We start from the raw sequence: 25859 nt of genomic DNA, 5'->3' as shown, positions 1-25859 counted from the left end.
CTTCACAAAAGTGGCGCCACTCTAGCATAGGGTCGTGATGTCGCCGACGGCTGCGGTTCTCATTTTTCCCGCCAGAAACGCGGTATTTTACGCAAGGCGTGCGGCTCACCGAATGTACCGAGATCGATACGCAGCGCGCCGGTCTCGACGTTGTCGTAAGCCCTGGCGCCCATCGCGGCGTAACGTGAGAGCACCGTGGGGTGAGGATGCCCGTAGCCATTGTGCCTGCCGCGCGAATACAGCACCGCTCCAGGCCTGACAGCGGCCAGAAAAATCGCCGAGGAAGAGCTGCGGCTGCCGTGGTGGGGAGCCAACAGCCAGTCGGCCCGCAAATCCCGCCCCGTGTCGATCAGGGCGCGCTCGGCACGCACATCGATATCCCCGGTCAGCAGAGCGCGCTCTCCCCCCGCGTCGATCATCAGCACGCAGGATGACTGGTTGCTGTCCCGCGCCTGCGCCCAGCGCCAGGTGCTGAAGTGCACGCCATTCCAGATCCAGCTGTCCTCGCCACAGGGTTGCGCGCCCAGCACCGTCGGCAACTCGGGCGCCTCGCCGCTGAGCACCTGGCTCACCGTCATGCCGCGGGCCACCGCCTCGGCACCACCGGAATGGTCGTTGTCCGAATGGCTGAGCACCATCATGTCCAGCCTGCGCACATCGAGCGCCCTGAGCGACGGCACGACCACCCGCTCGCCGATATCGAAGTCGCCAAAGCGTGGCCCGGCGTCGTAGAGCAACGCGTGTTCGCGAGTCAGCACCAGCATCGACAAGCCCTGCCCGACATCGAACATCCATACCTCGGCGCGCTGTTCGGCCGGCCGCTGCACCGGGGTGAACAGCAAGGGCAAGAGCAGCACCAGGCCCAGTCCGCGCAGCGGCACCCCGCTGGGCAGCAGGATCAGCAGCGCGCCCAGTGCCACCAGCAGCCAGGCCCAGAACGGCAACGCGCTGGGTATCCAGGCCGGCAGCCAGGCGGCTATCAGCGCCAGCAGGCGAAACAGCCATTCGAGGGCGAAGCCCGCCCACCAGAGCAGAGCCTCACCCAGCCAGGGCACAGGCAGCAACAGCGTGCCAAGCAATGCGGGCGGCACCACCGCGAATCCCACCCAGGGCACGGCGATCAGATTGGCCAGGGGACTGCTGGCGCTGATCGGCAACCCGAGGGCCAGCAGCATCGGCAGCAAGCCCACGGTCATCGCCCATTGCGCACGCCCCAGGGTACGCCACCAGGCCCAGGCCCCAAGGCGGGCAGCGAAGATCAGGATCAGCAGCCCCACTGCCCCGAACGATAGCCAGAACCCCGGCTGCAACACCGCCAGCGGCTCGAACAGCAGCACCGCGACCAGCGCCACCAGCAACGGCAAGGCAATGCCCAGATGACGAAAGCGCCAGCGCCACAGCAGCACCAGGCCGATCATGGCGCAGGCCCGCTGCACCGGCACGTCGAAGCCGGCCAGCAGGCTGTAGCCCAGCGCCGACGAGAACGCCAGCAAACACGCTGTCGGCAACCAGGGCAGAAACCGTGGCCAGCAGCCCAACCGCGCCAGCCAGAACACCAGGCCGTAGAACATGCCGGCCACCAATGTCACGTGCTGGCCGGAAATCACCAGCAGGTGCACCGTGCCGGTATCCTGCAGCACGCGCCAGTCGGCCACCGACAGCCCGGAGCCATCGCCCAGCACCAGTGCGGCCAACCCTCCGGCGCGCCCATGGGCGTCCTCGGCGAGCATGCGCTGCCGCAGACGGTCTCGCCAGGCACTGCCACCGACTGCATCGTCAAGGCGCTGCCCGGATTTGATCGTGCCCACGCCACCGATGCGCTGCGCCAGCAACCAGGCTTCGTAATCGAAGGACTGCGGATTGACCAGACCATGGGGTCGCTTGAGATTGACCGCCAGCCGCCAGGTTTCGCCAGCGCGAATCTCGGGGCCGCCATACCAGGACAACCGCAGTAACTGCGGCAACTGCGCGCGTCGCGACTGCGGCTGCTGCAGATGGAAGCGCACCACCCCCTCACGCACATCCGGCAGGTCCACCACCCTGCCCTCCAGCCAAAGGGTGCGGCCGTCCAGCGCTGGATCGAGACGATCATCCAGCGCCCATTGCGCAGAGGTGCAGGCCCAACTCAAGCCGAGCAGAAACAGAGCGACGGGATAGCTGCGAAACGGCAGTAGAGCCAGCCCCACCAGAGCGGCGGCCAGCACCAGCGACGCGGGGGGTAGTTGCGGCAAGAAGCGCAGCAGCAACAGCCCTGCCGCCAAGCCCAGCAACCCGTTGCGCAGGTTGCCTGATCGAGTCCCTTCCATGGGTTGTCCTGCTCACGACACAAACGAAAAGGCCGCTATCCATAGCGGCCTCCTTCAGCTTAGCAGCTCATTCGTAACGCAGCGCCTCGGCTGGCTGGGTGCGCGACGCACGCCAGGAAGGATAGAGCGTGGCGAGGAAGCTGAGGGTCAGCGCAGCGCTGCAGATCAGCACCACGTCGGCGACCTGCAGCTCGGACGGCAAGGTGCTGATGAAGTACACGTCGGAGCTGAACACATGCTGCCCGCTGATACGCTCGAGCCACCCCACCAGCTCACTGACGTTCAGCGCTGCCAGCACACCGAGCACGCCACCGATGAGGGTACCGATCACCCCGATCACCGTGCCCTGCACCATGAACACCCCCATGATCTGCCGCGGCGTGGCGCCCAGCGTGCGCAGGATGGCGATGTCGGCGCCCTTGTCGGCGACCACCATGATCAGCGTGGCGATGATGTTGAAGGCAGCCACCGCGACGATCAGCAGCAGCAGCAGACCGATCATGGTCTTCTCCATCTTCATGGCGCTGAACAGGCTGCCCTGGGTCTGCGTCCAGTCGCTGGCGCGGTAACCCTCGCCCAGTTGCGCGGCAATGCCGGCGGCAACCTGCGGCGACTGGTAGAGATCCTTCAGCTTGAGGCGGATGCTCTGCACCGAGCCGGGTTCCAGGCGCTGAATCTGCGCGGCATCGGCTACGTTGATCAGGGCCAGGGAGCTGTCCAGATCGGCGCCCACCTTGAAGATGCCGACCACGTTCAGACGCTGCATGCGCGGCGTGATACCACCCGGTACCGAGCTGATTTCCGGCACGATCAGCGCCAGCCGATCACCAACCTGCAGCTGGAAACGGCGTGCAGTGATCTCACCGATGATCACCCCGTACTCGCCTTCGCGCAGATCGCTCAGACGGCCCTGCACCATGTGATCGCCGATGATCGAGACCTTCGGTTCCAGCTCGGGGTCGATGCCGTGCAGCTGAATCGGCTGCATCACGCCGCGGTAAGACAGCATGCCTTCCAGCTCGGCGAAGGGCACGGCCGCTTCCACCTGGGGATTTTCCAGGGCGACCTTGGCTGGCGCCTGCCAGTCGGCCAGGGCTGGCGAACCGGCGATGGTCGCATGGGGCACCATGCCGAGAATGCGCGAGCTCATTTCCCGGTGAAAACCATTCATCACCGACAGCACCACGATCATCGCCAGCACGCCCAGAGAGAGGCCGATCATCGAGGTCAGGGAAATGAACGAGATGAAGTGGTTGCGGCGCTTGGCGCGGGTGTAACGCAGGCCGATGAAGACACTCAGCGGGCGAAACATCAGGCGTGCACCAGCTTGCCGTCTTCCAGGCTCAGCACCCGGTCCATCTGCCGCGCCAACTGCAGGTCGTGGGTCACCACCAGAAAGGCGGTCTGCGACTGCGTGCTGAGTTCGCGCATCAGGTCCTGAATACCTTGAGCGGTGTGGTTGTCGAGGTTGCCGGTAGGCTCGTCGAGCAGCACCAGCCCCGGGCGATTGACCAGCGCCCGGGCAATCGCCACGCGCTGCCGCTCACCACCGGAAAGCTCGGCAGGCTTGTGGCTCAGGCGATGGCCCAGGCCGACCCGCTCGAGCAACTCGGTGGCACGCTGACGCGACTCGCTGATCGAGGTCTTGCCGATCAGCAGTGGCATGCACACGTTCTCCAGCGCGGTGAACTCGGCCAGCAGGTGGTGGAACTGATAGACGAACCCCAGCGCGCGGTTACGCAGCAGGCCGCGCTGTTTCTCGTTGAGCGCCGACAGCTCCTCACCGGCCAGCCAGACGCTGCCGCTGCTCGGCGTATCCAGGCCGCCGAGCATGTTCAACAGGGTGCTCTTGCCGGAGCCCGAACTGCCGACGATGGCCACCCGCTCACCGGGCAACAGCTCCAGTTGCAGGTCGTCGAGGACCACCACCGACTGTGGGCCTTCTTCGTAGCGCTTGCTCAGGTTGCGGCAGCTGAGCACGGCGCTTGCCTGCGCCTGCACGACCGGATCACTCATAACGTAATGCCTCCGCGGGCTGGGTGCGCGCCGCGCGCCAGGCCGGATAAAGAGTAGCGAGGAAACTCAGGACCAATGCCGCACCGCAGACCTGCACCACGTCGGCGAGCATCAGTTGCGACGGCAGGTAGTCGATGAAGTACACATCGGCATTGAGAAACTTGAAGCCGAGCAGGCGCTCGACGCCGGCGATGATCGAGCTGATGTTGAGCGCGGCGAGGATGCCCAGCAGCGCGCCGATCAGGGTACCGATCACCCCGATCACCGTGCCCTGCACCATGAAGGTGGCCATGATCTGCATCGGCGTGGCGCCCAGGGTACGCAGAATGGCGATATCGCCCTTCTTGTCGGTCACCACCATCACCAGGGTGGAGATGATATTGAAGGCTGCCACGGCGACGATCAGCAGCAGCAACAGACCGATCATGGCTTTTTCCATGCGGATGGCCTGATACAGATTGCCGTGGGTGCGCGTCCAGTCGCGGGCCAGGTAGTCCTGCTCGCCAAAGCTTTGCGCCAGTTGCCAGGCGGTGCGCGGCGCCTGGAACAGGTCGGCGAACTTGAGGCGGATGCCCTGCACCTGATCGGCCTGGTGGCGCTGCAGGCGGGCCAGATCCTGAATGTGGGTCATGGCCATGAAACCGTCGATTTCACCGGCACCGACATGGAAGATGCCGACCACGGTGAAACGCTTGAGACGCGGAAACATGCCGCCAGGGGTGACGGTGACTTCCGGTGCCACGAAGGTCAGCTTGTCACCCAGGCCAACACCGAGCTTCTCGGCCGCCTTGTCACCGATGACGATGCCGAAGGTGCCAGGCTGCAGATCCTCCAGCCGGCCCTCGCGGAAGAAGTCGCCGATGATCGATACCTTGGGCTCCTCGACGGGATCCACGGCATTGATCAGCACCTTCTGTACCTTGCCATCGTTGGTCAGCAGGCCCTGCATCTGGCTGAACGGCGCCACGGCGATGACCTGGGGGTTCTGCAACGCACGGTCGGCGAGGCGGCGCCAGTCGCTGATCGGCTGGGAGCTCTCGACCGTGGCGTGGGGCACCATGCCCAACACGCGGGTACGCATTTCATGGTCGAAGCCGTTCATCACCGACAACACCAGGATCATCACCAGCACACCGAGTGCCAGCCCGATCATCGAGGTCAGGGATATGAACGAAACGAAGTGGTTGCGACGCTTGGCCCGCGTGTAGCGCGTACCGAGAAAAACGGACAGGGGTCTGAACATGTGGGGCGCTTGTTCGAGGGAAAGAGAAACGTCCTTGTGGCGGGGCCTGGCGAGCGGCCTTACACTCTGACCACCACCGCTGCCATGGGTTCGCCATGTCGACTCAAGACGAAAATGATCGCCGCGAATACTACCGTATCGAGGACACGATCGCACTGGATTTCACCCCACTGGCTGGTGCCGAAGCCCTGGCCAGTGACGAGCTTCACGACGCTTCACCGCTGTTCAACCTGCTCAGCGAACTGCATCTGATGGACTTCGAGTCCCAGCACCTGCTGCGCAACATCAGCGAGCGCGACCGCACCCTGGCCAATTACCTCAAGGTGGTCAACAAACGCATCGACCTGCTCGGTCAGGCCATGGCCCAGAGCCTGCTGCGCGATATCGGCCCGCCGAAACGCGTCACCCTGTCGGAGGGCGGCATCAGTTTCCTCAATGCCCAGCCCCTGCCGGTCGACACGCACCTGGCGCTGAAGATGGTGCTCATGCCCCAGGCACTGGGCCTGCTGCTGCGTGCCAGGGTGCTGCATTGCCAGGACCACGAAGGGCAATTCGAGATCGGCGCCGAATTCGAAGCGCTGACTGACGCACAGCGCCAACTGCTCGCCCGACATATCCTGCAACGCCAGGCGCAGGAGCGCCGTCAGGCTCGCGAGGATTCCGTATGACTGCACGTCGATTATTTTTGTCACTGGTTTTGTTGCTACCACTGACAAGCCATGCCGACACCCTGACAATCCCCATCGGCCAACAAGGCGCTGACCTCACCGATCTGCCACAGCTCGGTCAGTCAAAGCGCTCGGTGCTGGAGCGCTTCGGCCTGGCTGACGAAGAGCATCCCGCAGTCGGCAAGCCACCGATTACCCGCTGGGATTACCGTGAATTCAGCGTTTACTTCGAATACGACCACGTGATCAACAGCGTGCGCCATCAACAACCGCGCACCACACGAACCGAGTAAGGAGCAACCGTGACCCTGATCTACGGCCACCGCGGCGCCAAGGGCGAAGCCCCGGAAAATACCCTGACCAGCTTTCAGCAATGCCTCGAGCACGGCGTGCGTCGCTGCGAGTTGGACCTGCACCTGTCCCGTGATGGCGAGCTGATGGTCATCCATGACCCGACGTTGAAGCGCACCACCGGCCAGCGCGGCAAGGTGGTCGAGCATGACGCCGCCGACCTGGTGCATTACGACGCCCGCCGTGGCGGCCCGGGCTGGCGCCACCCCTGCCCCATTCCGCGCCTGAGCGAACTGTTCGAGCAGTGCGATTTCGAGCACTGGCAACTGGAGGTCAAGAGCGCCTCCAAGGTCCGCGCCGCCCGTACGGTGGAGGCCATCGCCCTGCTCAGCCGGCGTTTTGGTCTGGACGACAAGATCACCATCACCTCCAGCTCCCGTGAGGTCCTGAGCGCCGCCCAGCGCCTGACACCGCACCTGGCCCGCGGCCTGGTCGCCGAATACGCCTGGCTGGATCCGCTCAAGGTCGCCCGCAACTATGGCTGCGACCTGCTGGCCCTGAACTGGACGCTGTGCACCCCGGAACGCCTGCTCAAGGCCCAGAAGGCCGGTTTGCACGTGTCGGTATGGACAGTCAACGAACCCGCCCTCATGCGCCGCCTCGCAGACTTCGGTGTGGACAGCATCATCACCGACTTCCCCGGTATCGCAGTGAGCACCCTGCGCGGCTGAGTCCTCCACAGCCTGCCGCCGTGCAGGCGATCGGTGGCCATGCCGCGACGTTGCAGGATGGCCACCGGCGCATCGCCCGCAAGCGGGCTCCTACGGATCTGCGCCAACGTCGCGTAGGAGCCTGCTTGCAGGCGATTGGTGGCCGCACCGTTATTTGTGTCGTGAGCCAGGCGTCGGCCAGACGCTGTGGGAGCGGGCCATGCCCGCGATTCGCGCGCATGGCCCGCTCCCACACTCGGTCGAGGGCAGCGATAACCGCGAATCGACGATCCCGAGGATGGCTGCGCTCAATCTTTGCAGGATGGCCACCGGCGCATCGCCCGCAAGCGGGCTCCTACGGATCTGCGCCAACATCGCGTAGGAGCCTGCTTGCAGGCGATTGGTGGCCGCGCCGTTATTTTTGTGTCGTGAGCCAAGCTCGGCCGACCGCTGTGGGAGCGGGCCATGCCCGCGATTCGCGCGCATGGCGCGCTCCCACACTCGGTCCGAGGGCAGCGATAAGCGTGAATCAACGATCCTGGGTGTGGCTGCGCTCAATCTTTGCAAGATGGCCACCGACGCATCGCCCGCAAGCGGGCTCCTACGGATCTGCACCAACGTCGCGTAGGAGCCTGCTTGCAGGCGATTGGTAGCCGCACCGTTGTTTTTGCCTCGTGAGCCAAACTCGGCCAGACGCTGTGGGAGCGGGCCATGCCCGCGATTCGCGCATGGCGCGTTCCCGCACTCGGTCCAAGGGCAGCGGCAAGATGGCCACCGGCGCATCGCCCGCAGCGGGCTCCTACGGATCTGCGCCAACATCGCGTAGGAGCCTGCTTGCAGGCGATCGGTGGCCGCACCGTTGTTTTTGCCTCGTGAGCCAAGCTCGGCCTGACGCTGTGGGAGCGGGCCATGCCCGCGATTCGCGCATGACGAGCCACCGCACGGGGTCGAGGGCAGCGATAAGCTTGAATCAGATAATCCTGGATATCGCTGCGTTCGGCCCCGGCTGCCCTGTCTGCTTTCGACAGGTGCCGTCCATAAAAAAACCGATCCACAAGGGATCGGTTTTCGGGCCTGCTCAGACGCTCTCGCGGTTTGGCCAGCGCCAGTCGCGGGAGTCGGCGAAAGGATCCCCGACCGGCTCAGGCCGCCGGCCGGAGCCGCTCAAAAAAGCCGGTTGAGGCCGTCGAACGCCGCTACCCGGTAGGCCTCTGCCATGGTTGGGTAGTTGAAGGTGGTGTTGACGAAATACTTCAGGGTATTCGCCTCGCCCTTCTGGTTCATGATCGCCTGGCCGATGTGCACGATCTCCGAAGCCTGGTAGCCGAAGCAGTGCACGCCGAGCACTTCCAGGGTTTCGCGGTGGAAGAGGATCTTCAGCATGCCCACCGGCTCGTGGGAAATCTGCGCACGGGCCATGCTCTTGAAGAACGCCTTGCCGACTTCGTACGGCACCTGCGCCTTGGTCAGCTCGTGCTCGTTCTTGCCGATCGAGCTGATCTCGGGAATGGTGTAGATACCGGTAGGAATGTCATCGACGATCCGCCAGCTGCCGTTGTCGACGATGCTGCCGGCCGCGGAGCGACCCTGGTCAGCCGCGGCACTGGCCAGGCTTGGCCAGCCGATCACGTCACCGGCAGCGTAGATGTTGTCGACTTCGGTACGGTAATGCTCGTCGACCTGCACCTGACCACGGCTGTTGACGTTGATACCGATGTTTTCCAGGCCCAGCTTGTCGGTGTTACCGGTACGCCCGTTACACCACAGCAGCGCATCGGCCTTGATCTTCTTGCCGGACTTGAGGTGCAGGATCACACCGTTATCCAGGCCCTCGATGCGCTCGTACTCTTCGTTGTGACGAATCAGCACGTTGTTGGTACGCAGGTGGTAGCTCAGGGCGTCGGAAATTTCCGAGTCCAGGAAGCTGAGCAACTGGTCACGGTTGTCGATCAGGTCGACCAGCACGCCCAGGCCGCTGAAGATCGATGCGTACTCGCTGCCGATCACCCCGGCTCCGTAGATGATCAGACGGCGCGGCGTGTGGCTGAGCGTGAGGATGGTGTCGCTGTCGTAGACGCGCGGGTGGTTGAAGTCGATATCCGCCGGGCGATACGGGCGCGAGCCGGTGGCGATGATCACCTGTTTGGCCGACAGGGTTTCCAGTACGCCGTTGGGGCACACCACTTCGATGGTCTGCTCGTCGGCGAAACTGCCAGTGCCGAAGAACACGTCGATACGGTTACGGGCGTAGTAGCCGGTGCGCGAGGTGACCTGCTTGGCGATTACCCGCTCGGCGCTTTTCAGCACGTCCGGAAAGGAGAACCAGCGCGGCTCGCCGATCTGGCGAAACATGGGGTTGGTGTTGAACTGCATGATCTGCCGCACCGAGTGGCGCAGCGCCTTGGACGGGATGGTGCCCAGGTGGGTGCAGTTGCCGCCGACTTCGCGGCGGTCATCGACCACCGCCACCTTGCGACCGGCCTTGGCCGCGTTCATCGCAGCCCCTTCTCCCGCCGGGCCGGAACCCAATACCACGACATCGTAGTTGTAGACCGCCATGTTCTCTCCTCAGATCACGCCGGAACGCTTATCGGGCATTCTCGGCAGAACCAGACCGACCGTGCGGCCTGGTACGCAACATTTCGCAACAGCGCATAGCCTACCGGGCCAGACCGCAAATGGCGATCAGCGCTTGCTCGCGTCGAAGCTCTGCACGCCGGAGGCGCCCTTGTCTTCGTTACTTCGCGTCACTTCTTCACACAGCTCGCGGTCGTCGCCGCAGATCGAGCATTTCTTCTCGATCCCCAGATTGGCGATGCCGCCGCAGGAGCCGGCGATGGGCTTGCGACCCATCATCACACCAACGGCCATCAGGCCGACGACCGTCAGCATGACCAGAAAAACGATTACGAATGTCATTGTTTGCCTCCCGCAGCGAAGAGCTGCTCGAAAGTGGCGGTACTGCGTGTGACGAATCCGTCACCCTCACGGGTCACGAAAAACGCCGCTATACCTTCACGCTCTGCATACGAGTAGCCCTTCTCGGGGCCGAGCACCAGCAGCACGGTGGACAGGCCATCAGCCATCAGCGTCGATGGTGCAGCCACGGTGACCGCCGCCAGGGTGTGCTGAATCGGTGCGGCGGTCTGCGGATCGAGGGTGTGGGAGTAACGCACGCCCTGCTCCTCGAAATAATTGCGGTAGTCACCCGAAGTGGAAATGCCGTAGCCATCCAGTTCGATGACCCGCTGGATGGTGCGCTGATCATCACGGGGCGCTTCCAGGGCGATCCGCCAGGGCTGACCATCGGGCTTGCGCCCTACCGCCTTGAGCTCGCCGGTGGCTTCCACCAGGTAACTGCGCACACCCCGTTCGACAAGACGCTCGATGATTCGATCAACCGTATATCCGGCAGCGATGCTGTTGAAGTCGACCTGCAGGTCGAGATCCTTGCACAGGCGATCACCCTCGATATGCAAATGCTGCTGGCCGATGCGCCCGCGCACCTCTTTCAGGGCCTCGGCATCCGGAACCTGGCGCTCGCCGTTACCGCGCGGGCCGAAGCCCCACAGATCGAGCAGAGGCTCCAGGGTCAGATCGAAGGCTCCGCCACTGTCGCGGTGCAACTCATCACCGGTGCGCACCAGTTTCAACACGCCTTCGGGCATGGGCATGCAGGTGCCTGCCGGGGCGCGGTTGAACTGCTCGATCAGCGAGTCGTCACGGTAGGTGGACATCTGCTCGTCGACCTCGGAGAAGATCGCCTCGACCTCGGCCTTGAGCGCCGCCTTGTCCGGCGCGGACGCAGTGCTCACGTACTTGACCGAATAGGTGCTGCCCTGAGCAGGGCCGCCGAACTCTTCGACACGCTCGGAAAAGCCGCAGCCCGCCAATGCCACAGCCAGGGCCGTGACAAGGGCGGGCTGCAGTATTGCAGCCCGTGGAATCATCCGCCGAAGTCGTCGAGCAGGATGTTGTCCTGTTCGACACCCAGGTCGGTGAGCATCTTGATCACCGCGGCGTTCATCATGGGCGGGCCGCACATGTAGAACTCGCAGTCTTCGGGTGCCGGGTGGTCCTTCAGGTAGTTCTCGTACAGCACGTTGTGGATGAAGCCCTTGAGGCCGGTCCAGTTGTCTTCCGGCTGCGGATCGGACAGTGCCAGGTGCCATTCGAAGTTCGGATTCTCCGCCTGCAACTGGTCGTATTCCTCGGTATAGAAGGCCTCGCGCATCGAGCGCGCGCCGTACCAGAAGCTGATCTTGCGGGTGGACTTCAAACGCTTGAGCTGGTCGAAGATGTGCGAACGCATCGGCGCCATGCCGGCACCACCACCGATGAAGACCATCTCGGCATCGGTGTCCTTGGCGAAGAACTCGCCGAACGGGCCGTACACCGTGACCTTGTCACCGGGCTTGCGGCTGAACACCCAGGAAGACATCTGGCCAGGCGGCAGGTGGTCCTTGCCCGGTGGCGGCGAAGCGATGCGGATATTGAACTTCACCAGGCCGACTTCTTCGGGGTAGTTGGCCATGGAGTAGGCACGGATCACGGTCTCATCGACCTTGGACACGTACTTCCACTGGTTGAATTTGTCCCAGTCGCCGCGGTACTCCTCCTGGATGTCGAAGTCCTTGTACTGCACGGTGTGCGGTGGGCACTCCAACTGCACGTAGCCACCGGCGCGGAAGTCGACGCTCTCGCCTTCCGGCAACTTGAGGGTCAGCTCCTTGATGAAGGTGGCGACGTTGGGGTTGGACTCCACCGTGCATTCCCACTTCTTCACGCCGAAGACTTCTTCGGGCACTTCGATCTTCATGTCCTGCTTGACCGGGGTCTGGCAGGACAGGCGCCAGCCGTCACGGGCTTCACGCTTGTTGAAGTGCGACTCCTCGGTGGACAGCATCTCGCCGCCGCCGCTTTCCACGATGCATTTGCACTGCGCACAGGTCCCACCGCCGCCACAGGCGGACGACAGGAAGATCTCGTTCTCGGCCAGGGTCTGCAGCAACTTGCCGCCAGCCGGAACGGTGATGGTGCGCTCACCATTGATCTCGATGTTCACGTCGCCCGCGGAAACCAGGCGTGCACGCGCCATGAGGATCACCGCCACGAGGAGGATGATCACCACGGTGAACATGGAGACTGCTACTAGAATCTCGAAAGCCATTGGCAACCCCTTACAGCTGTACGCCGGAGAACGACATGAAGCCCAGCGACATCAGGCCAACGGTGATGAAGGTCAGACCCAGCCCACGCAGACCGGCGGGTGGATCGCTGTACTTGAGCTTCTCGCGGATCGCCGCCAGCAGCACGATGGCCAGTGCCCAGGAGACACCGGCACCAGCGCCGTAGACCACGCTCTCGGTGAAGTTGTAGTCACGCTCGACCATGAACAGGGTGCCGCCGAAGATGGCGCAGTGCACGGTGATCAGCGGCAGGAAGATGCCCAGCGCGTTGTAGAGCGCAGGCAGGTACTTGTCGAGCACCATTTCCATGATCTGCACCACGGCGGCAATCAGGCCGATGTAGCAGATCAGACCGAGGAAGCTCAGGTCGACTTCCGGCAGACCAGCCCAGGAAAGCGCGCCATCCTTGAGCAGGTAGACATAGAGCAGGTTGTTCAGCGGCACGGTGATGATCATCACCACGATCACCGTCAGACCCAGCATCAACGAGGTTTCGACCTTCTTGGAAATCGCCAGGAAGGTGCACATGCCCAGGAAGAACGCCAGGGCCATGTTCTCGATGAACACCGCACGGACGAACAGGCTGATGTAATGTTCCATTTAGTAAGCCTCCTCGTTCTTCACTTGCGGCGCCATGCGGTACTCGACCTTCTCGACCTGCTCCTTTTTGTAGCTACGCAGTGCCCAGATGAACAGGCCGATCAGGAAGAACGCCGACGGTGGCAGCAGCAGCAAGCCATTGGGCTGATACCAGCCGCCGTTGTTGACGGTATGCAGAATCTGCACGCCCATCAGCGAACCGGCACCGAACAGCTCGCGCACGATACCCAGCGCCACCAGCATGGCGCTGTAGCCCAGCCCGTTGCCCAGGCCATCGACGAACGACGCCACCGGCGGGTTGGACATGGCGAAGGCTTCGGCGCGCCCCATGACGATGCAGTTGGTGATGATCAGGCCGACGAATACCGACAGCCGCTGACTCAGGCTATAGGCATAGGCCTTGAGGAACTGATCGATGACGATCACCAGCGAAGCGATGATCACCACCTGGGCGATCATGCGGATGGAGCCCGGAATCTGGTGGCGCACCATCGAGATGAAGAAGCTGGAAAACGCCGTGGTCACGGTCAGCGCGATGGACAGCACCAGCGCCGTGCTCAGGCTGGACGTGACCGCCAGTGCCGAGCAGATGCCGAGGATCTGCAGACCGATCGGGTTCTTGTTGAGAATCGGATCGAGCAACAGCTCTTTCATGTTGGATTTGGACATGGATCAAGCCTCCCCTGCGCCGAGCTTCTTGATGAACGGGCCGAAGCCGTCCTCACCAAGCCAGAAGTGAATCATGTGAGTCACGCCGTTGGCGGTGATGGTCGCACCGGCGATGGCATCGACCTGGTAATCGGCTTGCGGGCTCTGTTCATTGACACTGCCCTTGATGACCCGCAGCGCCGGTTCACCATTCTGGTAGACCTTCTTGCCGACCCACTTGGCCTGCCAGTTGGGGTTGTCGATCTCGCCACCCAGCCCCGGGGTTTCCCCATGCTGGTAGAAGCCCAGGCCGGCGACGGTCTCCAGGTCACTCTGCAGGGCGACGAAACCATACATGGTCGACCACAGGCCGTAGCCGCGCACCGGCAGCACCAGGCGGTCCATCTGCCCGTCCTGCTCGATCTGGTAGACCACAGCGTAGTGCTCCCGGCGACGAATCGAGGCGATGTCCTGCCCTTCCGGAATCTGGCTGGACAAGGAGGCATCGGCGATCGACTTGTTCTGGTCGAAGGTATGCGGGTCGAAGGCGTCGCTGTACTCGCCGGTACGCAGATCGACCAGACGCGGGGTGACGCGCGAGGAGAACATTTCGCGCACTTCATCGCTGGACATGCCCGGCTGCCAGAGCTCGGCGATCACCAGCACCGCGCGTTGACGGTCGACCAGCGCATTTTCCTGCTGGGTCGGACGCAGGATCAGCGCGGCGGCCGATACCGCGATCGAGCACACCAGGCACATCACCAGGGTCACGACCAGGGTGCGTGTCGGAGTTTCTTTAATCTTAGACATTACGCGCCAGCCTCCGCTTGATGTTGGCCCGTACCACGTAGTGGTCGATCAGGGGCGCACACAGGTTGCCGAACAGGATCGCCAGCATCATGCCTTCCGGGAACGCCGGGTTGACCACACGAATGATGGTCACCAGCAGGCCGATGAGGATGCCGAAGATCCACTTGCCGGTATTGGTCATGGACGCCGACACCGGGTCGGTAGCCATGAAGATCATGCCGAAGGCGAAGCCCCCGGTGACCAGATGCCAGTACCAGGGCATGGCGAACAGCGGATTGCTTTCCGAGGCGATGGCGTTGAACAGCGTGGCGGTGGCGATCATGCCAAGCATGACTCCGGTGACGATCCGCCAGGAGGCGATCTTGGTGATCAGCAGCACCGCGCCACCGAGCAGGATCGCCAGAGTGCCGGTCTCGCCGATGGAACCCGGCATCAGGCCGATGAACGCGTGGGTCCAGGTCAGGCCGTTGTCGATCAGGCTCTCCACGCCACCGCCAGCGACGGCAGTCAGCGCGGTGGCGCCGGCATAGCCGTCCACGGCGGTCCACACGCCATCACCGGAGATCTGCGCCGGATAGGCGAAGAACAGGAAGGCACGACCGACCAGAGCCGGGTTGAGGAAGTTCTTGCCGGTACCACCGAATACTTCCTTGCCGATCACCACGCCGAAGCTGATGCCCAGCGCGACCTGCCAGAGCGGAATGCTCGGCGGCAGAATCAGCGCGAACAGCACCGAGGTCACGAAGAAGCCTTCGTTCACTTCATGGCGACGGATCGAGGCGAACAGCACCTCCCAGAAACCCCCGACGATGAACGCCGTGAGGTAGACGGGCAGGAAGTACGCCGCCCCCTGGATGAAGTTGTCCCACAGGCTGCTCGGGTCGAAACCGCCCAGCGCACCGATCAGCGCGAAGCGCCAGCCGTCTTGAGCGGCCAGCAGTTCCGGGCTCTGCGCATAGACCAGGTTGGCCTGGTAGCCGGTGTTCCACATGCCGAAGAACATCGCCGGGAAGGTACAGGCCCAGACGGTGATCATCATGCGCTTGAGGTCGATGCCGTCACGCACGTGGGCGGTGGTTTTGGTAACGCTGGCAGGACGATAGAAGAAGGTGTCCACGGCCTCATAGAGGGCGTACCACTTCTCGTACTTGCCGCCTTTTTCGAAGTTGTGTTCGATCTTGTCGAGGAATTCACGCACGCTCACGGGTCAACCCTCCTTCTCGATGAGGGCCAGACTATCCCGCAGGATCGGACCGTATTCGTATTTGCCGGCACACACGTAAGTGCACAGCGCCAGGTCTTCCTCGTCGAGCTCCAGGCAGCCAAGCTGCTGGGCCATCTCGGTATCGCCGACGATCAGCGAACGCAGCAGTTGCGTCGGCAGGATGTCCAGCGGCATCACCTCTTCGTAGTTGCCGACCGGCACCATGGCGCGCGGGCTGCCATTGGTGGTGGTCGAGAACGCGAACCGCTTTGCGGCGTTGAGCTTGGACACGAAGATATTGAGGACCGAGTGTTTGTTCACCCCTGCGCGCAGGTAATGCATCAACTCGCGCTCGCTGCCCTCGGCCAGGCAAGACACCTGCAGGTGGTAGCGACCCAGGTAGGAACAGGAACCCCGGGACGTACGCCCCCCCAGCACGGAGCCGGAAATGATCCGATTCTCGCCCGTGGCGAGCTCACCGGCAGTCAGCTCATCGAGGTTGGCACCCAGACGGGTACGCAGCAGACGTGGCCGCTCGACGACCGGGCCGGCCAGGGCGACCACGCGTTCGACCCACAGCCGACCGGTGGTGAACAGTTTGCCGACAGCAATCACGTCCTGATAGTTGATCGTCCAGACGCTCTTGCTGGCGCTGACCGGATCGAGGAAATGGATATGGGTGCCCGCCAGACCGGCCGGGTGCGGGCCGGCGAAAGCCTGGCTGCGAACACCCTCGGCCTGTTCGCCCGGAAGGTTCACATCCGGGCCCTTGCACAGGAATACCTGGCCCAGACGAGCCAGCACCTTGAGACCGCTCTCGAAATCGGCCGCGTGCTCGGCGATGATCGGCGCAGGGTCGGCCGCCAACGGGTGGGTATCGATGGCGCTGACGAAGATCGAGCTCGGTACGGCATCGATGGCCGGTACCTTGCTGAATGGCCGCGTGCGCAACGCCGTCCACAGGCCCGACTGCTGCAGATTCTCGCGAACCTGTGCAGCGTCGAGGCTGCTCAACTGGGCGTCGGGAAATTGCGCGAAGGTTTCCTGCTCGTCGCCATCGAGATCGATGACCACCGATTGCAGCACCCGCTTCTCGCCACGGTGAATCGCGCTGACGATGCCAGCGCCTGGAGCCGTGTACTGGATCCCCTCGGATCGTTTGTCGGAGAAAAGAATCTGACCCAGCTTGACCCGGTCACCCACCTGAACTGCCATGGTGGGTTTCATACCGTGATAATCGAAGCCTATGACAGCGACGCTGCGCACCGGCCTCGATGCTTCGATCTGCTGAGCCGGCGCGCCTGTTATGGGCAAATCCAGCCCACGTTTTATTTTGATCATAGGTCTGCCTAACCACTGAGCTTAAAATTTTTGATACGCACTCAACGAAACGTCAGCCAAAAGGCAGGACGCACGCCAATATCACTATTGCCGCGGGAGATGTTGAGCGCAGGTAAGAAATCTCCGGGATTATAAAGTTGTGCGACAACCTGACGCCACCCAAGCGGTTGGCTTTTTTCGGATTTCCGTTACAGAACGCAACAGGAAATTAACGCCGACGAGCTCGGCGACCGGCGACATAACGCCGCACCGCCCTCCTCCCGGCATCAAAGACAGCAGTGACACGGACAAAACAGCAGGCAAAAAAAATAGGAGCCCGAAGGCTCCTATCTCGTGCTGCGGGTCGCCGTGATCAGCGCGGGAATGCAGGTGGGTTGACGCCTGCCATGTCTTCCATCACGCGAACCACCTGGCAGCTGTAGCCGAACTCGTTGTCGTACCAGACGTAGAGCACGACACGGTTGTCGTTGGCGATGGTGGCTTCGGCATCGACCACACCGGCGTGGCGCGAGCCGACGAAGTCGGTGGACACCACTTCCTGGGAGCTGACGAAATCGATCTGTTTCTGCAGGTCGGAGTGCATGGCCATCTGGCGCAGGTACTCGTTGATTTCTTCGCGACTGGTGGCCTTCTCGAGGTTCAGGTTGAGAATCGCCATGGACACGTTCGGCGTCGGAACGCGGATCGCATTACCGGTCAGCTTGCCCTTGAGAACCGGCAGCGCCTTGGCAGCAGCGGTGGCCGCGCCGGTTTCGGTGATGACCATGTTCAGCGCGGCACTACGACCACGACGGCTGCCTTTATGGAAGTTGTCGATCAGGTTCTGGTCGTTGGTGTACGAGTGAACGGTTTCGACGTGGCCATTGACGATGCCGTACTTGTCGTTGACGGCCTTGAGCACCGGCACGATGGCGTTGGTGGTGCACGAAGCGGCCGAGACGATCTTGTCATCAGCGGTGATTTCGCCGTGGTTGATGCCATGCACGATGTTCTTCAGAGCGCCCTTGCCCGGAGCGGTCAGCACGACGCGATCGACACCTGGGCACTTGAGGTGCTGGCCGAGGCCCTCGGCATCACGCCATACGCCGGTGTTGTCGACGAGCAGCGCATCCTTGATGCCGTACTGGGTGTAGTCGATGGCCGACGGATCCTTGGCGTAGATCACCTGGATCAGGTTGCCGTTGGCGGTCAGGGTGCTGTTTTCTTCGTCGATGGTGATGGTGCCATCGAACTTGCCATGCACCGAGTCGCGGCGCAGCAGGCTGGCGCGCTTGACCAGGTCATTCTCGGCGCCCTTGCGCACGACGATGGCGCGCAGACGCAGGCCGTCGCCACCACCGGTGTGCTCGATCAGAATGCGGGCCAGCAGACGGCCGATACGACCGAAGCCATACAGGACAACGTCGGTGCCTTTGCGCGGCGAGGCGTTCTGCTGGTTTGCCACGTCGGCGAGCTCGTCACGGACGAACTGCTCGATGCTGCGGCCCTGGCCTTCGGCCTTGAACTTGCCGACCATCTTGCCCAGGTCGACGGAAGCTGCACCCAGCTTGAGCTCGCTCATGGCCTTGAGTACGGCGTAAGTATCATGGACGGCCAGGCCATTCTCGTCAGCCTGACGGTGGCGAGCGAAGCGATGCGCCTTGAGGATCTCGATGACCGAACGGTTGATCAGGCTGCGGCCATGGATCGACAGCACCACATTGTTGTTGCGGTATAGCTGACCAATCAGCGGAATCATCGCCTCGGCGAGGGCTTCACGGTCAATCCATTCACCAAGACACTGGTCGGGCTTCTGAGTCACGGCAATACCTTCCACATGTAGGGGCTGAAAAAAGGGGCTACATTATGACGACACACACATTGGTCGGCAATCTGCAGCGGTCGAAACACTGACAGCCATCCTCGCGGATAGTTACAATCGGGGGCCAAATCGTTACCAATCGCGAGCCACCTGTGCCTGTACTGCGTCTGCCGTCCTTGCCGGCCACCGCCGGTAAACAACACTGGGGCAACCTGCCCGGTGCCGCGCTGAGCCTGGCCATTGCCGAAGCGGCCAGCGCTGCGAAGCGCTTCACCCTGCTGCTCACCGCCGATAGCCAGAGTGCCGAGCGCCTGGAGCAGGAACTGAGCTTCTTCGCGCCGGAGTTGCCGGTGCTGCATTTCCCCGACTGGGAAACCCTGCCCTACGACCTGTTCTCGCCGCATCAGGACATCATCTCCCAGCGCATCTCGGCGCTGTATCGCCTGCCCGAACTCAAGCACGGCGTACTGGTTGTGCCCATCACCACGGCACTGCATCGCCTGGCACCAACGCGCTTTCTGCTCGGTAGCAGCCTGGTGCTGGACGTCGGCCAGCGCATCGACGTCAACGACATGCGCTTGCGCCTGGAAGCCTCCGGCTACCGCTGCGTGGATACCGTCTATGAGCACGGTGAATTCGCCGTGCGTGGCGCGCTGATCGACCTGTTCCCCATGGGCAGCAAGTTGCCGTTCCGCATCGACCTGTTCGATGACGAGATCGAAACCCTGCGCACCTTCGACCCGGAGACCCAGCGCTCCATCGACAAGGTCGAGTCGATCAAGCTGCTGCCGGCACGCGAATTCCCGCTCGAGAAGAAGGCCGTCACCGATTTCCGCGGGCGCTTTCGCGAGCGCTTCGACGTCGACTTCAGGCGCTGCCCGATCTACCAGGATCTCTCCACCGGCATTACCCCGGCCGGTATCGAGTACTACCTGCCGCTGTTCTTCGAAGAAACCGCCACCCTCTTCGACTACCTGCCCCAGGACACCCAGGTGTTCTCGCTGCCCGGCATCGAAAAGGCCGCCGAGCAGTTCTGGGCCGACGCGCGCAACCGCTATGACGAACGCCGCGTCGATCCGGAGCGTCCGCTGTTGCCACCGGCGGATATCTTCCTGCCGGTCGAGGACTGCTTCGCACGCCTGAAGGACTGGCCGCGCGTGGTCGTCAGCGCCGACGACATCGAGCCGGGCGTCGGCCGCACGCGTTTCGAAGCCAGCGCCCTGCCCGATCTGGCGATCCAGGCGAAAACCAGCGAGCCGCTGGCCGCGCTGCGCCGCTTCATCGAGGAATACCCGGGCCGCGTGCTGTTCTGCGCGGAATCCGCCGGGCGCCGTGAAGTGCTGCTGGAGCTGCTGGCGCGCCTGAAGCTCAAACCCAAGGAAGTCGATGGCTGGCCGCAGTTCTGCGCGAGCAAGGAGCGCCTGGGCATCACCATCGCGCCACTCGACGAAGGTCTGCAGCTCGAAAACATCGCGCTGATCGCGGAAAGTCCGCTGTTCGGCCAACGCGTCATGCAGCGCCGGCGTCGTGAAAAGACCCGCGACGGCGGCGACAACGTCATCAAGAACCTTACCGAGCTGCGCGAAGGCGCGCCGGTGGTGCATATCGATCATGGCGTGGGCCGTTACCTGGGCCTGGTGACGATGGAGTTCGATGGTCAGGCCGCGGAGTTCCTCGCCCTGATGTACGCCGAGGAAGCCAAGCTCTACGTGCCGGTCGCCAGCCTGCACCTGATCGCCCGCTACACCGGCAGCGACGATGCCCTGGCGCCGCTGCACCGCCTCGGCTCGGAAGTCTGGCAGAAGGCCAAGCGCAAGGCCGCCGAGCAGGTCCGCGACGTCGCCGCCGAGCTGCTCGACATCTATGCCCGTCGCGCCGCCCGCGAAGGCTATGCCTTCAACGACCCCAAGGCGGACTACGAAACCTTCAGCGCTGGCTTCCCGTTCGAAGAGACGCCGGACCAGCAGAGCGCCATCGAGGCGGTACGCGACGACATGCTCGCCCCCAAACCGATGGATCGCCTGGTGTGCGGCGACGTCGGCTTCGGCAAGACCGAAGTGGCCATGCGCGCGGCCTTCATCGCCGTACACGGCGGTCGCCAGGTCGCGATTCTGGTGCCCACTACCCTGCTCGCCCAGCAGCACTACAACAGCTTCCGCGACCGCTTCGCCGACTGGCCGGTAACCGTCGAGGTGATGAGCCGCTTCAAGAGCGCCAAGGAAGTCAACGCGGCGATCGAGCAGCTCGCCGACGGCAAGATCGACATCATCATCGGCACCCACAAGCTGCTGCAGGATGACGTCAAGATCAAGAACCTGGGCCTGGTGATCATCGACGAAGAACACCGCTTCGGGGTACGCCAGAAGGAAGTCCTCAAGGCGCTGCGCAGCGAGGTGGACATCCTCACCCTCACCGCCACGCCGATTCCGCGCACCCTGAACATGGCCGTCTCCGGCATGCGCGACCTGTCGATCATCGCCACGCCGCCTGCCCGCCGCCTTTCGGTGCGCACCTTCGTCATGGAGCAGAACAACCCGACGATCAAGGAGGCGCTGCTGCGCGAACTGCTGCGCGGTGGCCAGGTGTACTACCTGCACAACGACGTGAAGAGCATCGAGAAGTGCGCCGCGGATCTGGCCGCCCTGGTGCCTGAAGCGCGCATCGGCATCGGCCATGGGCAGATGCACGAGCGCGAGCTGGAACAGGTGATGGGCGATTTCTACCACAAGCGCTTCAACGTACTGATCGCCTCGACCATCATCGAGACGGGCATCGACGTGCCCAGCGCCAACACCATCATCATCGAGCGCGCCGACAAATTCGGCCTGGCTCAGCTGCACCAGCTACGCGGCCGCGTCGGGCGCAGCCACCACCAGGCCTATGCCTACCTGCTGACGCCACCGCGCAAGCAAATGACCGACGACGCGCAGAAACGCCTCGAAGCCATCGCCAATGCCCAGGACCTCGGTGCCGGCTTCGTGCTCGCCACCCACGACCTGGAAATCCGCGGCGCGGGCGAACTGCTCGGCGACGGCCAGAGCGGGCAGATCCAGGCCGTGGGCTTCACCCTGTACATGGAAATGCTCGAGCGCGCGGTCAAGTCGATCCGCAAGGGCGAGCAGCCCAACCTCGACCAACCGCTGGGCGGCGGGCCGGAAATCAACCTGCGCGTGCCGGCACTGATCCCCGAGGACTACCTGCCGGACGTGCACGCCCGCCTGATCCTCTACAAACGCATCGCCAACGCCACCGACGAGGACGGCCTCAAAGAACTGCAGGTGGAAATGATCGACCGCTTCGGCCTGCTCCCCGAGCCGGCCAAGCATCTGGTGCGCCTGACCCTGCTCAAGCTGCAGGCCGAGCGCCTGGGCATCAAGAAGATCGATGCCGGGCCGCAGGGTGGGCGCATCGAGTTCGCAGCGGAAACCCCGGTCGATCCGCTGACGCTGATCAAGCTGATCCAGAGCGCGCCGAACCGCTACAAGTTCGAAGGCGCCACGCTGTTCCGCTTCTCCATCCCCATGGAGCGGGCGGAAGAACGCTTCAACACGCTGGAAGCCTTGCTCGAACGCCTGCTGGCGACGGTGAAGGACTGAAAACGATCAGGGCCGCACAAGCGGCCCTGATCGCTTGTGGCCAGTATCGAGCGAAGGGATGACCGAGGCTTGGTAAAACGGCCTATACCAGCTTCGACACTCGATTGGTGGGCTAAAGCCCACCCTACACATCAGCCCCGCCGCCACCTCAGCCACCGAGAGTGGCAGCGCGCCAGGCGCGCGAATCGCGGGCATGGCCCGCTCCCACAATGAACCGCTGCGAGCCTTAGAGCTGTAGGGTGGGCTTCAGCCCACCAACTGCCCCGCCACCACCTCAGATCCCGGCAAGCACCGAGAGTGGCAGCGAGCCAGGCGCGAATCCCGGGCACGGCCCGCTCCCACATTGATCCGCTGCGAGCCTTAGAGCTGTAGGGTGGGCTTCAGCCCACCAACTGCCCCGCCACCACCTCAGATTCCGGCAAGCATCGAGAGTAGCGGCGCGCCAGGCCCGCTCCCACATTGATCCGCTGCGATCCTTAGAGCTGTAGGGTGGGTTTCAGCCCACCAACTGGCCATATCACCACCCATACCGGCTTTGCGCTCACTCCACCAACTGCGCTGCCCGCAATGCCGACAACGCCTGAGCCCAGCGCGGGTCCTGGCGATAGTCGGTGCCGGGGAAGGCGCGACGGCGCATGCCGGCCAGGCCTTTGGGCGCAACCACACCCAGGCGCTGGGCTGCCGACAGCGCGAGCTCTGCAGCTGCACGGTCGTTGCACACCAGCCCCATGTCGCAACCGGCCGTCAGGGCCGCCTCGATGCGGCTGGCGGCGTCGCCAACTACATGGGCGCCAGCCATCGACAGATCATCGCTGAAAATCACCCCCTCGAAACCCAGCTCGCCGCGCAGGATGTCCTGCAGCCAGCGGCGCGAGAAGCCAGCAGGCTGACTGTCGACCTGCGGGTAGATGACATGGGCCGGCATCACTGCCGCCAGGTCACGGCTCAGGGCCGCGAAGGGTCGCAGGTCGGTCTGACGGATTTCATCCAGACTGCGCTCGTCGGTTGGAATCGCCACATGGGAGTCGGCTTCCGCCCAGCCATGACCGGGGAAGTGCTTGCCGGTCGCCGCCATGCCTGCCTCCGCCATGCCGCGAATGAACGCCCCAGCCAACTGGGTGGCACGCTCGGGGTCGCCCTCGAAGGCTCGGTGGCCGACCACCGCACTGCGCTGGTGATCGAGGTCCAGCACCGGCGCGAAACTCAGGTCCAGGCCCACTGCCAGGACTTCGGTCGCCATCAGCCAGCCGCACTGTCGCGCCAGATTCTGCGCATCGGCGCAGCCCGCAATGGCGCGCATCGCTGGCAGACGCACGAAGCCTTCACGCAGACGCTGCACGCGGCCGCCCTCCTGATCCACGGCGAGCAACAGATCCGGGCGCACGGCACGAATGGCCTGCGACAGCTCACGCACCTGACGCGGGTTCTCGATATTGCGGGCGAAGATGATCAGGCCGCCGACTTCCGGCTGGCGCAGCAACTGCCGGTCTTCGGCAGTCAGCCAGGTGCCGGCGATATCCACCATCAGGGAGCCATACAGGGGGGTACTCACAACGGGTAATCCTTAATTGAGTGGCCGCCCCGCTCGACCGGAGCGAGGCGCTTCATCGATCAGCGCCACGCCTCGAGCGGGCACCAGGGAAAGTCTTGCAGCAGCTCTGCGGTTCTGCCTGCATACATGCAGGAACAGCCATGGGACCGCATCGCACGCACAGGTTCCGTATTCGGCGAGCGAGCAGGCACAGCGATTGGCAAACGCTCGCCCGAACCTGGGCGATGCAGGAAGCAGCGACTGACAGGGGCGCTAGCTTAGGGGCAGCGACAAGCCACCGGCAAGCCGGGCAAGGCGATCAGGCCTTGGTGATGGCCGGGCCCTTGCTGCGCGGGATGATCTGCGCGGCGGCCAGACGCTCGTCGGTCACGCCACTTTCGGAGCGCATGCCCGCGGCGAGAAACGGCACCATCAGGCGCATGACCTGCTCGATGGAGGTATCCACGCCGAAGTCGCTTTCGGCCATGGCGCGCAGCGCCTTGATACCGGACATGCTGAACGCCGCGGCGCCGAGCATGAAATGCACACGCCAGAACAGTTCCAGCGGGGGAATGCCAGGCGCGGCCTCGTGCACCAGCAGCATGTAGCGGCGGAACACCTTGCCGTAGACTTCTTCGAGGTATTTGCGCAGATGCCCCTGGCTCTGACTGAAAGCCAGGCCAAGCAGGCGCATGAAGATGGACAGGTCGTTGCCACTGCGCGGCTTCACCGCCAGGGTCTGCTCGACCAGCAACTCGAGCAGTTCCTCGAGGCTGAAGGTCACTCCGGGCTTGCTCTGGCGCTTGTCGAGTTCACGCTCGAGGCTCGCGCAGAATGGCCCGAGAAAACGCGAGAAGACCGCCTGGATCAGGGCCTTCTTCGAGCCGAAGTGGTAATTGACGGCGGCCAGATTGACCCCAGCCTTGCTGGTGATCAGGCGCAACGACGTCTCGGCGAACCCCTTCTCCGCGAACAATTGTTCCGCGGCATCCAGAATGCGTTCAACGGTTTCCGATTGCGCCATGACATCCATCCGACAAACAAGTGTTTGAAACATACGTTTCAGCGCGCACGCCTGTCAAGTCGCGCAGGCCGTATTCTGGATGCTCAGTCATCATTTGGCGATAGCGTCGCGGCCATCCCGGCCGGGTTTGCACAAAGGCACGCTGAGCATAGCCCGGAACGCCGCCTGGCGGATAACACAGGCGCAACGCACATCAATGGATTGCCAAGCGCCGCTTACTGTATATAATCCCAGTCACTGTATAAAAAGACAGAGCCGCCCACATGATCAAGCTGACGCCCCGCCAAGCCGAAATCCTCGCCTTCATCAAGCAATGCCTGGAAGACAATGGCTACCCGCCGACTCGTGCAGAGATCGCCCAGGCGCTCGGTTTCAAGTCGCCGAACGCCGCCGAGGAACACCTCAAGGCCCTTGCACGCAAAGGCGCGATCGAGATGACCCCGGGCGCCTCTCGCGGCATCCGCATTCCTGGCTTCGAGCCCAATCAGGTCGAGGAAGAAGGACTGCCGGTGATCGGTCGGGTCGCTGCCGGTGCGCCGATCCTCGCTCAACAGCATATAGAGGAAGCCTGCCGGATCAACCCGGACTTCTTCCGCCCCAAGGCCGATTACCTGCTGCGAGTGCGCGGCATGAGCATGAAGGACATCGGCATCGTCGACGGTGACCTGCTTGCCGTACACACCACCAGCGAAGCACGCAACGGCCAGGTCGTGGTCGCGCGCATCGATGACGAGGTAACGGTCAAGCGCTTCAAGCGTGAAGGCAACACCGTCTGGTTGCTGGCCGAGAACCCAGAATTCGCCCCGATCGAAGTGAACCTGGAAGAACAGGAGCTGATCATCGAAGGCTTGAGTGTCGGCGTCATACGCCGCTAATGGAGG

The 25859-nt window shown here is 63.4% G+C and carries 21 protein-coding genes; 5 read left to right on the top strand and 16 right to left on the bottom strand.

Translation table 11 applies throughout. The features are described from left to right. Positions 1–59 precede the first annotated feature (59 nt). From ACT9T4_RS15060 to ACT9T4_RS15045, 4 genes are all read right to left on the bottom strand, one after another. Positions 60–2282: a DNA internalization-related competence protein ComEC/Rec2 gene (locus tag ACT9T4_RS15060; RefSeq protein ID WP_499117743.1), complete on the bottom strand. Its 2223-nt coding sequence runs from the start codon at positions 2280–2282 to the stop codon at positions 60–62. Between the two features lie 91 nt (positions 2283–2373). Beyond that, positions 2374–3618, bottom strand: a complete 1245-nt coding sequence (locus tag ACT9T4_RS15055; RefSeq protein ID WP_042555619.1) for a lipoprotein-releasing ABC transporter permease subunit — start codon at positions 3616–3618, stop codon at positions 2374–2376. Beyond that, positions 3618–4322 (bottom strand): lipoprotein-releasing ABC transporter ATP-binding protein LolD, encoded by a 705-nt coding sequence (gene lolD / locus ACT9T4_RS15050; RefSeq protein WP_042555618.1) that lies wholly within the window; start codon positions 4320–4322, stop codon positions 3618–3620. The genes ACT9T4_RS15055 and lolD overlap by 1 nt, the downstream gene beginning before the upstream one ends. Beyond that, positions 4315–5565, bottom strand: coding sequence for a lipoprotein-releasing ABC transporter permease subunit (locus ACT9T4_RS15045; protein WP_042555617.1), 1251 nt, complete (start codon positions 5563–5565; stop codon positions 4315–4317). The genes lolD and ACT9T4_RS15045 overlap by 8 nt, the downstream gene beginning before the upstream one ends. 95 nt (positions 5566–5660) lie before the next feature. On the opposite strand from ACT9T4_RS15045, the gene ACT9T4_RS15040 reads away from it, so the two are divergent. Genes ACT9T4_RS15040 through ACT9T4_RS15030 form a run of 3 tightly spaced genes read left to right on the top strand, consistent with a single transcriptional unit; the run spans position 5661 to position 7255 of the window. Next, positions 5661–6233 carry a PilZ domain-containing protein gene (locus tag ACT9T4_RS15040; protein WP_499117709.1) on the top strand — a complete coding sequence of 191 codons (573 nt, stop codon included), beginning with the start codon at positions 5661–5663 and terminating at the stop codon, positions 6231–6233. Further along, on the top strand, positions 6230–6526 hold the full coding sequence (locus ACT9T4_RS15035; RefSeq protein WP_499117707.1) for a phosphodiesterase: 297 nt from the start codon (positions 6230–6232) through the stop codon (positions 6524–6526). The genes ACT9T4_RS15040 and ACT9T4_RS15035 overlap by 4 nt, the downstream gene beginning before the upstream one ends. Before the next feature lie 9 nt (positions 6527–6535). After that, entirely contained in the window at positions 6536–7255 is a 720-nt protein-coding gene (locus ACT9T4_RS15030; RefSeq protein ID WP_042555614.1) for a glycerophosphodiester phosphodiesterase, read from the top strand. Between the two features lie 1143 nt (positions 7256–8398). Here the strand turns inward: ACT9T4_RS15030 and sthA are convergent. The 10 genes from sthA to ACT9T4_RS14980 form a co-directional block, all read right to left on the bottom strand. Then, positions 8399–9793 carry a Si-specific NAD(P)(+) transhydrogenase gene (sthA, locus tag ACT9T4_RS15025; RefSeq protein WP_042555613.1) on the bottom strand — a complete coding sequence of 465 codons (1395 nt, stop codon included), beginning with the start codon at positions 9791–9793 and terminating at the stop codon, positions 8399–8401. A gap of 126 nt (positions 9794–9919) precedes the next feature. Then, positions 9920–10153 (bottom strand): (Na+)-NQR maturation NqrM, encoded by a 234-nt coding sequence (nqrM, locus tag ACT9T4_RS15020; RefSeq protein ID WP_042555612.1) that lies wholly within the window; start codon positions 10151–10153, stop codon positions 9920–9922. After that, positions 10150–11184, bottom strand: a complete 1035-nt coding sequence (locus tag ACT9T4_RS15015) for an FAD:protein FMN transferase (protein WP_499117704.1) — start codon at positions 11182–11184, stop codon at positions 10150–10152. The genes nqrM and ACT9T4_RS15015 overlap by 4 nt, the downstream gene beginning before the upstream one ends. Beyond that, complete coding sequence (gene nqrF, locus ACT9T4_RS15010; protein WP_042555610.1) at positions 11181–12404, bottom strand: NADH:ubiquinone reductase (Na(+)-transporting) subunit F; 1224 nt, start codon at positions 12402–12404, stop codon at positions 11181–11183. Before nqrF ends, ACT9T4_RS15015 begins: the two co-directional genes overlap by 4 nt. Before the next feature lie 10 nt (positions 12405–12414). Next, positions 12415–13023 carry an NADH:ubiquinone reductase (Na(+)-transporting) subunit E gene (gene nqrE, locus ACT9T4_RS15005; protein ID WP_042555609.1) on the bottom strand — a complete coding sequence of 203 codons (609 nt, stop codon included), beginning with the start codon at positions 13021–13023 and terminating at the stop codon, positions 12415–12417. Then, positions 13024–13692, bottom strand: coding sequence for an NADH:ubiquinone reductase (Na(+)-transporting) subunit D (locus tag ACT9T4_RS15000; protein ID WP_179538581.1), 669 nt, complete (start codon positions 13690–13692; stop codon positions 13024–13026). A 3-nt stretch (positions 13693–13695) separates the two neighbouring features. Next, positions 13696–14481, bottom strand: a complete 786-nt coding sequence (locus tag ACT9T4_RS14995) for a Na(+)-translocating NADH-quinone reductase subunit C (protein WP_042555607.1) — start codon at positions 14479–14481, stop codon at positions 13696–13698. Beyond that, complete coding sequence (locus ACT9T4_RS14990; RefSeq protein WP_179538582.1) at positions 14474–15685, bottom strand: NADH:ubiquinone reductase (Na(+)-transporting) subunit B; 1212 nt, start codon at positions 15683–15685, stop codon at positions 14474–14476. The genes ACT9T4_RS14995 and ACT9T4_RS14990 overlap by 8 nt, the downstream gene beginning before the upstream one ends. A 3-nt stretch (positions 15686–15688) precedes the next feature. Continuing rightward, positions 15689–17026, bottom strand: a complete 1338-nt coding sequence (locus ACT9T4_RS14985) for a Na(+)-translocating NADH-quinone reductase subunit A (protein WP_179538583.1) — start codon at positions 17024–17026, stop codon at positions 15689–15691. Positions 17027–17378: 352 nt separating this feature from the next. Further along, positions 17379–18827, bottom strand: coding sequence for a glyceraldehyde-3-phosphate dehydrogenase (locus tag ACT9T4_RS14980; RefSeq protein ID WP_042555604.1), 1449 nt, complete (start codon positions 18825–18827; stop codon positions 17379–17381). Positions 18828–18979: 152 nt separating this feature from the next. On the opposite strand from ACT9T4_RS14980, the gene mfd reads away from it, so the two are divergent. Next, positions 18980–22423: a transcription-repair coupling factor gene (mfd, locus tag ACT9T4_RS14975; protein ID WP_042555603.1), complete on the top strand. Its 3444-nt coding sequence runs from the start codon at positions 18980–18982 to the stop codon at positions 22421–22423. 541 nt (positions 22424–22964) lie between these two features. On the opposite strand, the gene nagZ is transcribed toward mfd, so the two are convergent. Both nagZ and ACT9T4_RS14965 read right to left on the bottom strand, forming a co-directional pair. Then, positions 22965–23963 (bottom strand): beta-N-acetylhexosaminidase, encoded by a 999-nt coding sequence (gene nagZ / locus ACT9T4_RS14970; protein ID WP_499117741.1) that lies wholly within the window; start codon positions 23961–23963, stop codon positions 22965–22967. A 310-nt stretch (positions 23964–24273) separates the two neighbouring features. Then, the gene (locus ACT9T4_RS14965; RefSeq protein ID WP_042555601.1) at positions 24274–24978 is read right to left on the bottom strand and encodes a TetR/AcrR family transcriptional regulator; all 705 of its coding nucleotides are present in this window, start codon (positions 24976–24978) and stop codon (positions 24274–24276) included. Positions 24979–25241: 263 nt separating this feature from the next. Between ACT9T4_RS14965 and lexA the strand changes: the two genes are divergently transcribed. Further along, complete coding sequence (lexA, locus tag ACT9T4_RS14960; RefSeq protein WP_042555600.1) at positions 25242–25853, top strand: transcriptional repressor LexA; 612 nt, start codon at positions 25242–25244, stop codon at positions 25851–25853. Positions 25854–25859: the final 6 nt, after the last annotated feature.

This window comes from Pseudomonas sp. SZ40 (assembly GCF_052958135.1).
Note: the sequence above shows the minus strand (reverse complement) of the source record. Positions and strands in the feature narration are given on the sequence as shown.

Bases quoted from the DNA above. Each gene is read 5' to 3' on its own strand.
- ACT9T4_RS15055 (WP_042555619.1), bottom strand. From the start codon at position 3,618: ATGTTTCGCCCGCTGAGTGTCTTCATCGGCCTGCGTTACACCCGCGCC.
- lolD (WP_042555618.1), bottom strand. From the start codon at position 4,322: ATGAGTGATCCGGTCGTGCAGGCGCAGGCAAGCGCCGTGCTCAGCTGC.
- ACT9T4_RS15045 (WP_042555617.1), bottom strand. From the start codon at position 5,565: ATGTTCAGACCCCTGTCCGTTTTTCTCGGTACGCGCTACACGCGGGCC.
- ACT9T4_RS15040 (WP_499117709.1), top strand. From the start codon at position 5,661: ATGTCGACTCAAGACGAAAATGATCGCCGCGAATACTACCGTATCGAG.
- ACT9T4_RS15035 (WP_499117707.1), top strand. From the start codon at position 6,230: ATGACTGCACGTCGATTATTTTTGTCACTGGTTTTGTTGCTACCACTG.
- sthA (WP_042555613.1), bottom strand. From the start codon at position 9,793: ATGGCGGTCTACAACTACGATGTCGTGGTATTGGGTTCCGGCCCGGCG.
- nqrM (WP_042555612.1), bottom strand. From the start codon at position 10,153: ATGACATTCGTAATCGTTTTTCTGGTCATGCTGACGGTCGTCGGCCTG.
- ACT9T4_RS15015 (WP_499117704.1), bottom strand. From the start codon at position 11,184: ATGATTCCACGGGCTGCAATACTGCAGCCCGCCCTTGTCACGGCCCTG.
- nqrF (WP_042555610.1), bottom strand. From the start codon at position 12,404: ATGGCTTTCGAGATTCTAGTAGCAGTCTCCATGTTCACCGTGGTGATC.
- nqrE (WP_042555609.1), bottom strand. From the start codon at position 13,023: ATGGAACATTACATCAGCCTGTTCGTCCGTGCGGTGTTCATCGAGAAC.
- ACT9T4_RS15000 (WP_179538581.1), bottom strand. From the start codon at position 13,692: ATGTCCAAATCCAACATGAAAGAGCTGTTGCTCGATCCGATTCTCAAC.
- ACT9T4_RS14995 (WP_042555607.1), bottom strand. From the start codon at position 14,481: ATGTCTAAGATTAAAGAAACTCCGACACGCACCCTGGTCGTGACCCTG.
- ACT9T4_RS14985 (WP_179538583.1), bottom strand. From the start codon at position 17,026: ATGATCAAAATAAAACGTGGGCTGGATTTGCCCATAACAGGCGCGCCG.
- ACT9T4_RS14965 (WP_042555601.1), bottom strand. From the start codon at position 24,978: ATGGCGCAATCGGAAACCGTTGAACGCATTCTGGATGCCGCGGAACAA.
- lexA (WP_042555600.1), top strand. From the start codon at position 25,242: ATGATCAAGCTGACGCCCCGCCAAGCCGAAATCCTCGCCTTCATCAAG.